The sequence below is a fragment of the Bosea beijingensis genome (assembly GCF_030758975.1).
GTDB classification, from domain to species: Bacteria; Pseudomonadota; Alphaproteobacteria; order Rhizobiales; family Beijerinckiaceae; genus Allobosea; species Allobosea beijingensis.
Map to the genome: position 1 here is coordinate 4,169,648 of NZ_CP132359.1, position 13,498 is coordinate 4,183,145.

Here is a 13,498-nt window from a genome sequence, read left to right on the forward strand (position 1 = left end):
GCCGCTATTGGAGACAACGACATGACTGGCCCGTCTTTCTCCACCAATCGTCTGGCGCCTCTCGCGGAGGATACGGTCGGTCCCTACTATCCCTATTCCTTCGTCGACGGCGACCGGAGCGACCTGACGCGGCTGCATCACGGGCTCAGCGTCGGGCCGCAGGGCAAGCCGATCATCCTGCGGGGGCGCCTTCTCGATTGCGAGGGGCAGCCGGTCGACGACGCATTGCTGGAATTCTGGCAGGCCAACGCGGCGGGAATCCTGCGGACGCCCGGCCTGCAGGATCACCCTCTGCTCGATCCGTATTTCGACGGGTACGGCCGGCTGATCACGACCCTGGAGCCGTTCGCCTTCAAGACCATCAAGCCCGGCGCGATCGCCGCGGAAAAGGGCACGGGCGCACGCGCGCCGCATATCACCCTGACGATCTTCTCGGACGGGATCACCCGGCTGGTCACGCAGATCTTCTTCGACGACGAGCCCGAAGCGAATGCGCGCGACCCCCTGCTCGAAAGCCTCCCGGCGGAGCTGCGCGGCCGCCTTGTCGCCAGACTGGCATCCGCCCCGAGCAGCAGTCCCGCGATCTACGAGATCGCGATCGTGATGCGCGGTGCGGGCGAGACCCCATTCTTCGACGATCTCTCGAGCTGACGAACGGCGGAGCACGCTCATGATCATGAACCGAGGACGCCTGATGCTGCCCGGACCGACCGACGGGGCGGCGGAACGGCGCGTGCCGAGCGAACGCCTGCATCTCATTCCCCAGGCGGCGCGCCTGAGCTTCGTTCCGTGGGTCGCCGATCTGCCGGGCCTCAAGATCGGCGAGAGCGACCTGACCCGCATCGCGCCCGGTCGCCCGCAGGCCGAAGGCGAGGTCATCGAGATTTCGGGCCATGTCCTCGACGAGTTCGGGCGCCCCGTCCGCAACACGCTGGTCGAGATCTGGAACGCCAACAGATGGGGGCGCTACACCCATGTGAAGGACCCTGTCCGCGAGCGCCTCGATCCGAACTTCCTCGGCTTCGGCCGAACGATGACGGACGATCAGGGGCGCTACCGCTTCCGCACGATCCGGCCCGGCTCCTACCTGGCGCGCCCCGACATCGATCGCTGGCGGCCGTCCCATGTCCATGTCTCGGTCCGCGGCGGCTCTGCTCGCCTGATCGCGCAGATGTATTTCGCAGGCGATTCCCATCTCGCCCGCGACCCGATGTTCATCCTGCTCGGCGAGGCGCAACAGCGACATTTCGGGCAAGCCGCCGGGCAGGGGGCCGATGGCGAGGCTCTGTACCGATGGGACATCGTGATCGGTGGGCGCAACACCAGCTATTTCGAGAGCTGAACCCCGCGCCCCGCCATCTCGCCGATGGCGGCATCAGCCCTGCAAGGGCCGGGAGCCGGCAGGCCCGGCCCGCCATTCGACCGTGAGGGGCTCACGGAAGGCGAAGCGGACGAGGTGGCTCGCGACGACATCCTGCAATTGCAGCAGCGCCTCGCCATCCGGCGCATCGAGGGAGAGGCGAAGCACATCGGCCTCCGCCAGGAGCCGGCAATCGCCGATCGAGAACCTGACGATGCCCGCCTTCTCGTCGAAGCTGGCTTCGACCTTGTGGCCGAAATGCTTGCAAAGTTGCTGGAGATAGCGCGAGGCACTGGCGGTCGCGACCTCCGCATGGCTGTGCTGGCAATTGTCCGTCCCGGTCATTGCATTCACCTCAGCGCAGGCTCGTCCAGTAGGTGCCGTCCAGCGCTACGGGCTGGAAGCGCTGCTGCAGCGTCGCCAGCAGCGCCTTCGGATCAAGATCGGCGAAGAGCTGCGGATGCAGCCATTGCGCGAAGGCCTGCACGGCGACGACGTTGAACGGCGAGTTGTAGAAATGGTGCCAGACGGCGTGGACGCGCCCCTGTCGGACCGGTTCGAGCCCGGCGATGCCGGTGCGTGTCATCGAGCGGACGAGCAGTTCGCGGGCCCTTGCCGCATCGACGCCGGGGCCGAGCGCCAGCCAGGGCGCATCGGGGGGCTGCAAGCCGTTGCCGATCGCCGTGCCGATATAGATTTCGGGCGGGTTCGAGATCAGCCATTCCAGATTGACCACGCCGGCCTCGCCCGGGATGAGGTCGTCGGCGATGTTGACGCCGCCGGCCGCGGTGACGAAGCGGCCCATCATGCCGCGCGTCATGGTCTCGCAGCAGCCGGTGCCGAGCCCGACGCGGCTCTCGACGAAGACGCGCGCGGGCTTCGGCTTGGCCGTGGCCAGACGGTCGGTGACGGTGGCCAGGGCCGCCCGCCAGGCCGCGATGAATTCGGCGGCCTCGGCCTCGCGGCCGAGCAATGCGCCGAGCAACTCCATGGATTTCGGCGTGTTGGCCAGCGGGTCGCTGCGGAAATCGATGAAGACGATGGCAACACCGGCTGCCTCCAGCGCCCGGATGACCTCGCCGGAGCGGGTATCCGGGCCATGGCCGTAGAGACCGAAGATCGCGACCTGCGGCGCAGCCGAGATCGCCTGCTCGATGCTGAAAGTGTCGCGCGTGTTGCGCCCGATCCGCTTGACCGCGTCGAGCGCCGGAAAGCGCTCGCGATAGCGCCGGTAGCTGATCGGATCGACCGCCTCGTAATCGCCCATCATGCCGACAAGCCGCGCGACCGGGTCGGCGCGGTCGAGGATGGCGAGGGCCGGCAGATGCCTCCCTTCGCCGATGATGATGCGCTCGACCTTGTCGGGAACGCTGACCTTGCGGCCGGCGAGGTCGACGAGCTCCCGCCCGCTCGCCAGCGACGGCAGCAGCAGCGCCATCAGGGCGAGAAGGCCGAGGATGCGCATCAGAACCGCGCCGAGGCGCTCAGCACGACCGCGCGGCCGGGCTGGTAGAGCGGCGTCACCGTGCCGAATTCCTGGCCGTAGGTGGCGCGGTCGGCATAGGTCCTGTCGAGCAGGTTCTTGACCTCGGCGCGGAAGGTCAGGTTGGGAATCTGCACCGGCTTGTATTCGGCGAAGAGGTTGACCACCTCGTAGCCCTTGAGCGGCAGGTTGCCCGGCGCGACCTTCTTGTAGTCGCGCACGATCTCGACATCGGCGCCGACGGTCACACCCCATTGCTTGAAGGTATGCGCCGCCGTCACCGTGAAGACGTCGCCGATTGGGGTCGCCAGATAGGTGCCGGTATCGGAGTCGGCGCGCTGGTTGTCGATCCGGACATCGACGCTGGCATATTTCGCGCGGATGAAGCCGTCTTCCCAGGCATAGCCGAGGCCGATCTCGTAGCCCTGCGATTCGATCTCGCGCACCAGCGCGGCGCTGGCGACGGCGAAGCGTGCCGCGCGGGCATTCTCGACCTCGATGCGGAAGACCGAACCTTCGAGCGTGAAGCCGTTCCAGCGCCCGACCAGGCCGGCGATCAGGTTGTCCGAATGGACCGGCCGGACGCCGCGGCCATAACGCCAGGCGGTGTTCATGATGAAGTTCTCGGCCAGCGCGACACCGCCCCAGACATGGGAATAGCCGGCGCGAACCGTCAGATGCTCGGGGATGATGTCGAACTCGCCCGAGATATTCCGGGAGAGGCCGGCATTGTCGAATTCCTCTCCCGTCGTCCCGGTGAACCATTGGCGGTCGCCGCGCAGGCCGAAGGACAGGCGCATGCGCTCGAACGGCTTCAGCCGCGCCTGCGCATATATGCCGAGATTGCTGGCCTTCTCGCTGACGCGGAAGTTACGGTCCTTGTATAGCGCCTTGTCCTTGTAGAAATCGACGCCGGCGGTGACGCTGCCGAAATCGCCGAAGCCGAAGCGGTTCTCGAACTTGCCGTTGAAGCTGTCGGTGACGCCGGTGCCGGGATAGGTGACGGGCAGCGGGTTCCCACCCACCGGCCGCTCGAAGATCGGCGTGTCGATCTCGGTGCGGCTATAGGCAAGGACGGCCTTCGGGTCCCACAGGCCGATCGGTGATGTCCGGCTATAGGTGAAGACCGTGTTCTGCCGGTCGATCTCGTAGCGGCGCACCCGCGGCTCCCAGGCCGGGCGGCCGGTGATGAAGCCGATATTGCCGCGGAACGGGCGGATCGCGTCGTCGCGGACGCGCTCGTGGCTGATCTGGAAGCGGTCGCCTGAGGGGGCTTCCCAGCCGAGCTTGAACAGCCCGCTCAGCAGATCCGTCTTGGTGCCGAGCACCTCGCGGCCGTCGCCCGCCTTGTAGGTGCCGCCCTTGCCGAGCGTGCCATAGGCGAGGATATCGAAGCCCTCGTAGCGGCCATAGCCGGACAGGCTGTTGGTGAAGATCGAGCCGTTGCTGTTGAACTGCGTCTTCGCGAAGGCGCCGACGCCGTTGCCGGAGAGGAAATCGCGCGCATCCTTGGTCTCGTAGGCGATGGCACCAGCCAGTGCGCCGGGGCCGGCATCGGCCGGGGCAACGCCGGCATCGACCCGCGCGGCCTTGATGAAGGCGGGGTCGATCAGGTTCGTGCCGTTATGGTGGAAGACCTTGTTGTTCTGCCGGCTGCCGTCGACCGTGACGGCCAGATTGGTTTCCTCGACGCCGTTGACATAGATCTTCTGCGACATCGGCGTTGAGCCGCCGACCTTCACGCGCGGCTCGCCGGCGAAGACGTCCCGGGCATCGGACGGATTCCTGCGCTCCAGCTCGCGCGGGCCGATGACGAATTCGCCGACCCCACCGCGCACCAGCGGATTGCCCATGACGTCGATGGTATCGAGCGCGATGGTGCCTTCGGGCACCGCTCCGCCTGCCGCGGCGGGGGGTGTTCCGGCGTTGACCGTCACGCTCGTCGCGCCGGTGAAGCGGAAACTGAGGCCGGTGCCGGCCAGAAGCCGGGACAGCGCCGCTTCGGACGACAAGGCGCCGTTGACGGCGGCGGAGCGCTTCCCGGCCGTGGCCGAGGCCGGGGCGACGACCGCGACGCCGGTCTGGCGCGAGAACGCGATCAGCGCGGAGGAAACGGATTGAGCGGGGATATCGAGCGTGCGGACGGATTGCGCCATCGCCGGCAGCGTGACCGCTCCCGCCGCCAAGGCGGTCGCGCACAAAGCCGCAGCCAGTCTCGCCTGGCGGACAAGCCGCGCTCCGACCCGAGTACCCATTGTCGATCCCCAAAATTAACAAGAGGGTCGAAACGATTCAGGCCCTCGCAAGGGTAAGACGCCGGCCGCGGCCCGACTCATTAGGGCGCCGCAAAAATTTTTCAGGCTGGAAGCAGCAGCGTCAGCCAGGCGAAGGGGCGGATCACGCGCAGCCCCAGGCCGCCGGCGAGCATGTCCAGCCCTTTGGCCGGATCGCGCGCATCCAGCACGGCCGTCACGCGGCGCTGGCCCGCCTCGCGTGACAGGATGCCGATGCGCCCGCCGCCATAGCGTTCGAGATCGGCCACGGCCTCCGCCAGCCGGACATCGTGGAAGACCAGCCGGCCCCGGCGCCAGTCGCCGATCTCGCCGGGATCGAGCGGTCCCGGCGGCGAGATGGCCTCGCCCTCGTAGCCGACGCCCTGGCCCTGGCCGACGACGACGCCGGACACGCCGGGCACCTCGACCTTGACCCGGCTTTCATCGACCGCGACGGCAACCGCTGCACCGAGACCGAGCTTGACGTCGAAGGCTGTGCCGAGCGCCGTCACGGTGCCGCCGCGCGCCGCGACCGAGAACGGGCGCGCCGGATCCTTCGCGACGGTGAAGAAGGCCTGGCCGGAGACGAGCCTGATCATCCGGCGCGAGCCCGTCAGATCGACATCGATCGCGGAGGCCGGCGCGAGCTCGACCTGCGAACCATCGGCGAGCGCGATCGTGCTGCGCTCGCCCGCCGCCGTCCGGAAATCCGCGAACCGGCCGGATTGGGCAAGGATGCCCATGATCCCGGCGGCCAGCACCAGCGATGCCGCCAGGGCGAAAGCGATCTGCCGCCAGCGCCGTGGCCTCGCCGGAGCGACTGCGCGACTGGGCGGCGTTGCCACAGGCGCCTTCAGGGCCGCGAGGCGATCGAGATCGGTCCAGAGTGCTTCGAGCTCCGCCCAGGCGCGGGCATGGTCGGGGCTCGCCGCCAGCCAGGCATCGAAACTCCGGCGCGCGTCCGCTTCGGCCTCGCCATCGCGCAGCCGCACGAACCAGTGCAAGGCCTGCTCGTCCGGTGTTTCCTCAGCCTGATCTGCCATCGACCTATCCCAAGCCGAATCCACCATTGCGGCCGAGGGCCGCTCTGGCAACCGGACGAAGCCTTTCTCATTAGACGATCCGCGCCGCCGTATGCATTAGTCGGAAGCGCGCATCGCGGCACGAAGGCTGCGCATGGCATTCGCGAGATGGACCATGACGGTGTTGCGGGCGATGCCGAGCCGCAAGCCGATCTCGACATAGCTCAGCCCCTCGTATTTGTGCAGCAGCAGGACCTCGCGGCTGCGCGGCGGCAATTCTTCGATCGCCCAGCGCAGGCGCCTGTCGCGCTCGCCTGCGAGAAGCTGCCCCTCGAGCGATGCTGTATCGTCACTGACCGCCGGTGCCTCGGGCGGCAACGGCTCGAACAGGGCGGTATGGCGCTGCTGGCGGCGCCAGTGATCGACCGCCATCGTATCGGCCGAACGGCGCAGATAGGCTCCCGGATCGCGCAATTCGGCCGGCGGCGAACGCAGCAGCCGCAGGAAGATGTCCTGCACGGCGTCGGAGGCCTGTTGCGCGTCGAGCCCGCGCCGGATCAGCCGTAGCTGCAGCTTGTGCTGCTCGGCGGCATAGATCGCAGCGATCCCGGCTGTCTTGTCGCTCATACCCGCGCGGCTCGTGGCTGGAACCGCGCTTATGCTGCGAAGGCTATCGGAGTAACAAGCAAAAATGCTTCAAGATCAATAGATTAGAGTGATGCTAATTTAAGGTTGAAAGCCTTGCCGGTCTCATGCACAGCCTCGACAACTTACCCGATCATGACGTTTTGGCATGACCATGGCGCCGACGTCGCGGGCATGACGATTGTCCCCATGCGGGGGGCTTGAGCGCGGGGGCGACAAGCTCTATCCAAGACGCAGGCGGAACGAGACGCCTCCGGACCCGCGGAAAAGGTTCAACCTGCTCGCTCGACGATCGACCGTCCTGTCTGCCCTCCGTGCAGCCGATTGCGGGTTCTCGGCCTGATGCACAGGAGGCGTCATGTCCAGACTACCCGCATCCCCTGATCTCGATCATCTGCGCAAGCAGGCCAAGCAGCTCTTGCGCGCATTCCGCTTCGGCGATGGCGCGGCGATCGCCCGCTTCCGGGCCACGTTGCCGGCGGCCCAGGGCCGCTCCGCCGCATTCGTCGCCGGACAGCCTTATCGGCTCCACGACTCCCAGTCCGTGCTCGCCCGCGAGCATGGCTTCCGCTCCTGGCTGGAGCTCAAGCGCCATGTCGACTGGTGCCGCAGTTCGGAAGCCGAGCGACGTGCCCGCTGGCTCGAACTCATCTTCTCGGAACGGGCGCGCGAACGCACGCTCTCGCTGCGCATGCTGGAGGCGGAGCCCGGGTTGGCGCTCGGCCCCCCCTGGCTCGCCTGTCTCACCGGCGATGCCGGCAGGCTGGCAGCCGCGCTCGACTCGGACCCCGATTTCGCCAGCCGGCCGGCCGGCCCCTACGCGATGCCGCCGCTGGCTCTGGTCGCGAATTCCCAGTTGATCTGGGAGCCGGCCTTTGCGTCGAGACTGCTCGCGAGCGCCCGGCTGCTGATCGATCGCGGCGCCGACGTTGATGGCCGTTGGACCGATCCACGCTATCCGGACAATCCGCTCTCCGTGCTCTATGGCGCTGCCGGGCGTACCCATCACCCCGGCATGACGCAGCTTCTCCTCGAAGCGGGGGCCGATCCCAACGACAACGAGTCGCTCTATCATGCGATGGAGAGTTCCGACCCGGCCTGCGCACGCCTGCTTCTCGAAGCCGGCGCCAGGGTCGCGGGAACGAACGCGATCGGGCGCGCGCTCGACTACGATCGCATCGACGGGCTGCGATTGCTGCTTTCTCACGGCTCCGCGGGCGGCGAGGGGCACTGGCTGCACCATGCGATCCGGCGCGGCCGTTCGAAGGAGCATGTCGCGGCTCTGATCGCGGCTGGCGTCGATAACGGAAATGCCGATCGGCGGGGTCGCAGCGCCTATCGGCTGGCCCGCCTTTTCGGACGGGAGGATGTCGCCGAACTGCTGGAGCAGGCCGGAACGGCAGAGCCGCTGTCGCAGGCAGAGTCCTTCGTCGCCGCCTGCAGCCGTGCCGACGAAGCGGCCGCGCGCGCCTTCCTGCGGGATGACCCTGGTCTTATCGCGGGACTGGAAGAGGGCCTGCTGACGATCATGCCGCAGCTCGCGGCGATCGGCAGGCTGGATGCTGTGCGGACGATGCTCGCGCTCGGCTGGCCACGCGAGGTCAAGACGGCCTGGCAGGCGACGGCGCTCAACCTGGCCATCTTCGCCGGCGACGCCGCCATGACGCGCCTCCTGCTCGAAAGCGGAGCCGACTGGCAGACGCGCCACGGCTATGGCGACAATGCCCTGGGCACGCTGTCCTTCGCGTCGCAGGCCGATGACCTCGGCGAGCCGGCACCGGGTGATCACGCCGGCTGCGCGGAGGCCCTGCTCGACCACGGCGTCCCGCCGGAGCAGTTCAGGCGCTATCGCTTTTCCGATGAGGTGCAGGACCTCCTGGATGCCAGGAGCGCCAGCGAGGATTGACCGCATCCGCGACCGTCGAGGCGCGTGAGTCAGGGCGGGCCAACGCTATTGATATGGCGCGCTCTCGAACGTGAGTGCTCGGGCAGCCCTACCGGCTGCCCGGCTTGCCCTATTCGCCGTGCTCTCGAACAGGGCAGGTCGGAGAGGGTGCAACGCATCCCGATGCCGTCACCTACGCGATGGCCGCTCGTGTAGCGCGCACGCGTTCTCGCGCGGAGCGAGACGCAGGTCGTGCCGATGATGACGGTGGCTAGCTCGGTAAAGACCGGCTGGGTCGCGGAGTGACCTTCAGCGGTCCCGCCTCGTTCGCTCGGAGCGCGAACACGAGGCCATATATCCCGACTTGGTAGCGAAGGGATAAGGTAACGCAAGGGCCATGTGCTAAGCCGCCATGTGGGAGCGGGTGCGCAGTAACGCCTTACAAAACCGGCACTCTTTCCCTTGCTGAGAGAAAGAGTGGTGCCCAGGAGAGGACTCGAAACTCCAATGCGGGTCACTACACGTTGAAAATAAACGGTTTTTTTGGTATCCGACAAATTCAGGTGTGAAAGCCAAGTGGTCAAGTGACGAACATTTCACGTAGCACATTCTGAGCTTAAATCCAACGTCGGCAATATCACCGGTCGGATTGGAGGACGTCGCTAGCGTCTGATGCCGGTGGCACGGCATGGCGCGGAGTTCCTATCGCAAAGCCAGGAACGAAAGATCGTCGGCGGTCTAGCGGCCTCGGGACGTTACGTTGGTCGTGCACTCCTGGTCGGAGGTCTGGCGCTGAAGCTCCTGTATGGTCAGGATCGAAGGTCTTTGCTGCGGATCGCTTCACGCTACGCTTGCCTTTCCGCCGTCTTCAAGCGCAAAGCCCACTCGGCATAACCGGTGTTTTTGACGAGGTGGCGATTGAGGTCCGGTGCGCCATCGGTCCACCATGCAGGACCTCGCTCACCCAGCTTCACCTTGGCGGAATCGACACGAGCACGGGCGACTTCCAGTTCGCCGCGTCCGCGCTTTGCATCTTTGACAGCTCGCCGAGCATCCATGAGTTCAGCGACAAGCTGATGACGTTGCTCTTCTGGAAGTGCCGGATTGGTCGCGCGCCAGAGCCTGCCCCCGACGAGAAAGTAACGGCCGTCGGGTGTTGTGGGATAGGCGGACCTATCTGTCATGGCGGGCGTCGACCATCACCTCGAAATGCGTCACGAACTCTGGCTTGGTGAGCAGGAAGCGGTCGTCATCAGGATAGTAGCGGGCCTTCTTGTACTCTTCGCCTGCGAACGCGACGATGGCCTCGATGGATGTCCACCAGCTCAGAGTCTCGATCTCGGTGGTTCCGTCCGGCACATCCCGAAGCAGCATCTGGAAGCCCAAATTGCCCGGAGTGCTGCTGTAGTCGTGTCCGCCGGTCGAGCGGACATACTCGACGTAGGCGGCACGATCCTCGGTGCGGATTTTGGACGCCCAACGTCTCAGGATGCTCGGTTTGATCACTCTGCATCTCCCATCCCGGTGCGGACGCCGACTTAACGAACCGCCGAGGCAAGAGTTCACGCAGTGATCGAAGCGCCTCGCATCGAGCCAGAAAAAAGGCCGGCTTCCCAGAGGGAGCCGGCCAAGGGGAAGCCTAGGCAATACGCCAAAAGCCTCGAGGGGAACGGATGCGACCAGACACCGGCGGGAGGGGGCCGCAGCGGCCAGCGAACCGTTCACTGGATATGGAGTGCGCAGCCACAATCGCAATCCGCTATTTGGATGACCAGCCCATGCAATGAGCGCGGGCCGAGCAGGCCATCCTGTCCCAAAACCCTGGGCGATGGAGCTGCAACGAAAGGCGGTCTCTCGCAATTGCAACCATGGTTGGATTGCCTTGAAAGTCTGACCCGAGCCACCTTGCATCAACAGGGGAACGATTAAAGATAGCTGGCAGCGCTCCAGCAGATGAGCGCGCCAGCCCTTAAGCCCCCACCTTGTCGGCCATCGTCCGGCACGCCGCGGGGCATCCTGCCGCTAACCGCCCCCCGGAATGCGTACGGTATCACCCGTAGCACAAGCGATTATCTGACGCCGACGCGGCAGCAAGCTCAGTCGAGGATGCTGGCCCCTTCTGCGGAAAGTCGGGCGAGTCCATCTTTCATGTCACGCAGTTGTTGGGGCGTGTGCCCGTTCCAGTTCGTGACCTCTGCAATGATGCGCAGTGGATACCGAGATCGATAGGACAGCGTCGGGTTGCCAGGAAACTTCTTGTCTGTGAGGTTTGGGTCGTCCTCAATCGGTCCGCCTGGTTCCACCACATAGATTCGTTCCCGACCGTTACCGGCCGCCAACTCAGCACCCCAGATCGCGGCATCTAGCGTGCCTGCAAAATAAACCCAGGAAAGCTGACCAGCTTTGAAGTTGGATTGATACCCGACGGTAACCAGATCGCCAGGCCTCAGGTCCGCCTTGGTGCCGTGAAAATAGGATCTGGCAAATACGGTCGCCTCCGCAGGCATCGCTACCCTCCTCAAATCCATTCGCCGTCCGACTTTCGCTGGCAGGGCACGATCATGAACTATCGCGCATAGCGATCGGGATGGAGCCGCACGGGAACAGCGAGTGTCGTAGCTCTGTTGGATCAGCAGCGAAAGGAGATCAACGATGCCGTTCGAACATGTGACAACGCCGCTTCCACCAGCGCTGCCCGGAACGAAAGACGCGGCTCGTATCGAGAATCTGGATGATTATGAAGTCGCGACCGAGCGCGCGCGGCAGCTTGCAGATTTTCCTGGAGGCTCCCCCGAGGCCGTCGAGCTCGCAAGCTTGGTCCAAGCGATCATGGAATGGGACCGAGCTCACGACGATGCGACTTCATGGCATTGAGTTCCAATCGGCACAGGCCTGGCGATATCTCGTGCAGCTGTCGGCGCCCCGCCTCGGATTGATGTGCGAATGGCAAAACGCGTAATAGTGCTAAGCGGGCGCGAGTTTAAGCCAGTGACGTCGGCAAAGGCCTATTTCAGCGGGCTGAGGGAGCGCACCCCGCTCAAATCTCCGCTAGGCGAGCCCGAACGGTCGGACATCATCGACATCTACCAGAGGTACTGTCGCGCGACTGGGCAAACTGCGGAGGTCGCCGCGGATGTAACCGTCGTCATGGATGAGAAACAGCGTCCGGGCGGAAACTACGCCCAAGCCGTCAAAGCCTACGCGGTTTTGACGCCAACCGGGGCATTGATACTGTTCAGCATGGATAAGGCGCTCAAGGCGATAGCTGAGTAACTCGTGGCGGTTGGGCGGGCGCACCGAAGCAGGCCTTCAGCCTCGAACTCCTCCCACCGTTCCAAGCCGGTCGCTTCTTCATCCGGTGGGGCGGCCTTGCGCGGCTTAGCCGGATGCTTTCCAGCGCGCGTCAATGCCGCCTTTCCCGCAGTTCGCCATCGGTTCTACTGTTCAGCATCGCATTTGGGCTGTGGAGGGGAAATAAAAGCCCGCCGCTCGGAGAACGGCGGGCCTCTGACTTTTGTCAGGACTAGGCGGTTCCGGCAATCGCCGGGAACTGACTTTGCGCCCCTGTCGGCTGCGGCCGGTACATCCGCGGCGGCGCATCCGACTGGAGAGCAGCCGGTGCCCCGATGGCACCGCGCGGACAATGAGATAAGCGCGGGTTTGGTTCCGACAAGGCTACGGGCGGCGATCTTCGTCCGCTGAGGAACGGCATCGGGCCGGGCAGCGTTCATCCTCCGCGCGCACACTTGGTGGGAGGCACCCATGGCGAATGACCAGAGCCCGGCAGTCCAAAGCGTCCATAGTGAGCAAAAGTCTCAGGAGAAAGCAGAGCGGGAGCTGACCCCCGATCAAAAGCTCGAAAGGGCACGCAAGGATACCTTTTCAGCAAGCGATCCGGTTGCCCAGCAGGTGCCGGTGACACCGGGCGCCGCGGAGGAGCAGAAATGATCCGCGCCGCAGTCTTCAGCCTGGCCGGCGCCTGGGTCGCCGGGAAAGTCGGGCGGGGCGAAATTCCCGAGCGGCTTGCGGTTCCTCTGACGCTTCTCGCGACACGGCTTCCAACGCCACTCATCCTCGCTGGCGCCGTCGGCTACGCTTGGTATCGCATGAGCCAGGAGACGCGAGCGACGGCGACGACGGAAGGTGAGCAGCCTGAACGGCCGGCCCGCTCAGGCCCAGCGCGAAGGAGCACGCCGCGGTCTCGAAAGCCCTCACCTGAGGGGGCTGCCGATGTTTAAGGTCTGGCTGGAAATGTTGATGTTGGCATTCGAGGCGCAGCAGGCCATCTGGCTGCGAAGCATGAAGATCGCCGCCGGCGGTCGCTCTGCAGATCGTGAGGCAAGATTGATGGTGACCGAGAAGGTCTCCGCCGCTCAGAATGCTGTCCTGCAGGCCGCTACCGGAACGGCGCCCGCCAGTATTGCCCGGGGCTATCGACTCAAGGTCCGAGCCAATGTCAGGCGCTTGTCCAAATAGGAACCCGCCGTGAACTGGATCGCGGTGGCCGGCACTCTCGCCGCGCTATGCTCGACTATCAGCTTCGTTCCCCAAGCGTGGCGGATCGTCAGGACACGCGATACAGAGGCGATATCTCCATTGACTTACAGCTTGACCGTGACTGGTTTCGCTCTGTGGGCAGCCTATGGCATCGGCTTGGGCGAGTGGCCGTTGATCGTCACGAACAACATATGCTTCGTGCTGTCTGCCTTCATCCTCATGATGACGCTGCTGCCCCGAGCTAAGAAGGAGGCGGTGGCCGACACTGTCGATCCACGTTCCTGATGTCGACAATCGCCTGAGGCCTGATCGGCCGCAACACGTCGACGTGGA

Annotated in this window: 16 protein-coding genes; 8 read left to right on the forward strand and 8 right to left on the reverse strand. The window is 65.4% G+C overall.

Features of this window, described 5'->3' with window-relative positions; all coding sequences use genetic code 11:
- Positions 1-21 precede the first annotated feature (21 nt).
- Both pcaG and Q9235_RS19765 read left to right on the forward strand, forming a co-directional pair.
- Complete coding sequence (gene pcaG, locus Q9235_RS19760) at positions 22-651, forward strand: protocatechuate 3,4-dioxygenase subunit alpha (protein WP_306223506.1); 630 nt, start codon at positions 22-24, stop codon at positions 649-651.
- A 19-nt stretch (positions 652-670) separates the two neighbouring features.
- A complete protein-coding gene (locus tag Q9235_RS19765; RefSeq protein ID WP_306223507.1) occupies positions 671-1,342 on the forward strand; it encodes a dioxygenase family protein in 672 nt (223 codons plus the stop codon).
- 33 nt (positions 1,343-1,375) lie between these two features.
- On the opposite strand, the gene Q9235_RS19770 is transcribed toward Q9235_RS19765, so the two are convergent.
- The 5 genes from Q9235_RS19770 to Q9235_RS19790 all read right to left on the reverse strand — a co-directional run bounded on the left by Q9235_RS19770 (position 1,376) and on the right by Q9235_RS19790 (position 6,765).
- Positions 1,376-1,705 carry a DUF2218 domain-containing protein gene (locus Q9235_RS19770; protein ID WP_306223509.1) on the reverse strand — a complete coding sequence of 110 codons (330 nt, stop codon included), beginning with the start codon at positions 1,703-1,705 and terminating at the stop codon, positions 1,376-1,378.
- Between the two features lie 10 nt (positions 1,706-1,715).
- Positions 1,716-2,825, reverse strand: a complete 1,110-nt coding sequence (locus tag Q9235_RS19775) for an ABC transporter substrate-binding protein (protein ID WP_306223510.1) — start codon at positions 2,823-2,825, stop codon at positions 1,716-1,718.
- Positions 2,825-5,098, reverse strand: a complete 2,274-nt coding sequence (locus Q9235_RS19780) for a TonB-dependent receptor (protein WP_306223511.1) — start codon at positions 5,096-5,098, stop codon at positions 2,825-2,827. Before Q9235_RS19780 ends, Q9235_RS19775 begins: the two co-directional genes overlap by 1 nt.
- Positions 5,099-5,199: 101 nt before the next feature.
- On the reverse strand, positions 5,200-6,159 hold the full coding sequence (locus Q9235_RS19785; RefSeq protein WP_306223513.1) for a FecR family protein: 960 nt from the start codon (positions 6,157-6,159) through the stop codon (positions 5,200-5,202).
- 96 nt (positions 6,160-6,255) lie between these two features.
- The gene (locus tag Q9235_RS19790; protein WP_306223514.1) at positions 6,256-6,765 is read right to left on the reverse strand and encodes an RNA polymerase sigma factor; all 510 of its coding nucleotides are present in this window, start codon (positions 6,763-6,765) and stop codon (positions 6,256-6,258) included.
- Positions 6,766-7,141: 376 nt separating this feature from the next.
- Between Q9235_RS19790 and Q9235_RS19795 the strand changes: the two genes are divergently transcribed.
- On the forward strand, positions 7,142-8,689 hold the full coding sequence (locus tag Q9235_RS19795; protein ID WP_306223515.1) for an ankyrin repeat domain-containing protein: 1,548 nt from the start codon (positions 7,142-7,144) through the stop codon (positions 8,687-8,689).
- A gap of 824 nt (positions 8,690-9,513) precedes the next feature.
- Here the strand turns inward: Q9235_RS19795 and Q9235_RS19800 are convergent.
- The 3 genes from Q9235_RS19800 to arr form a co-directional block, all read right to left on the reverse strand.
- Positions 9,514-9,852 carry a hypothetical protein gene (locus Q9235_RS19800; protein ID WP_306223516.1) on the reverse strand — a complete coding sequence of 113 codons (339 nt, stop codon included), beginning with the start codon at positions 9,850-9,852 and terminating at the stop codon, positions 9,514-9,516.
- Positions 9,842-10,174 (reverse strand): antibiotic biosynthesis monooxygenase family protein, encoded by a 333-nt coding sequence (locus Q9235_RS19805; RefSeq protein ID WP_306223518.1) that lies wholly within the window; start codon positions 10,172-10,174, stop codon positions 9,842-9,844. The genes Q9235_RS19800 and Q9235_RS19805 overlap by 11 nt, the downstream gene beginning before the upstream one ends.
- 590 nt (positions 10,175-10,764) lie before the next feature.
- Positions 10,765-11,175, reverse strand: coding sequence for an NAD(+)--rifampin ADP-ribosyltransferase (gene arr, locus Q9235_RS19810; RefSeq protein WP_306223519.1), 411 nt, complete (start codon positions 11,173-11,175; stop codon positions 10,765-10,767).
- 145 nt (positions 11,176-11,320) lie between these two features.
- Between arr and Q9235_RS19815 the strand changes: the two genes are divergently transcribed.
- The 5 genes from Q9235_RS19815 (at position 11,321) to Q9235_RS19835 (ending at position 13,450) form a co-directional block, all read left to right on the forward strand.
- Positions 11,321-11,542, forward strand: a complete 222-nt coding sequence (locus tag Q9235_RS19815; RefSeq protein WP_306223520.1) for a hypothetical protein — start codon at positions 11,321-11,323, stop codon at positions 11,540-11,542.
- Between the two features lie 69 nt (positions 11,543-11,611).
- Positions 11,612-11,941, forward strand: coding sequence for a hypothetical protein (locus Q9235_RS19820; RefSeq protein WP_306223521.1), 330 nt, complete (start codon positions 11,612-11,614; stop codon positions 11,939-11,941).
- Between the two features lie 489 nt (positions 11,942-12,430).
- Positions 12,431-12,616 carry a hypothetical protein gene (locus tag Q9235_RS19825; protein WP_306223522.1) on the forward strand — a complete coding sequence of 62 codons (186 nt, stop codon included), beginning with the start codon at positions 12,431-12,433 and terminating at the stop codon, positions 12,614-12,616.
- A 195-nt stretch (positions 12,617-12,811) separates the two neighbouring features.
- Complete coding sequence (locus Q9235_RS19830; RefSeq protein WP_306223523.1) at positions 12,812-13,144, forward strand: hypothetical protein; 333 nt, start codon at positions 12,812-12,814, stop codon at positions 13,142-13,144.
- Between the two features lie 9 nt (positions 13,145-13,153).
- Entirely contained in the window at positions 13,154-13,450 is a 297-nt protein-coding gene (locus Q9235_RS19835; protein ID WP_306223524.1) for a SemiSWEET family sugar transporter, read from the forward strand.
- Positions 13,451-13,498: the final 48 nt, after the last annotated feature.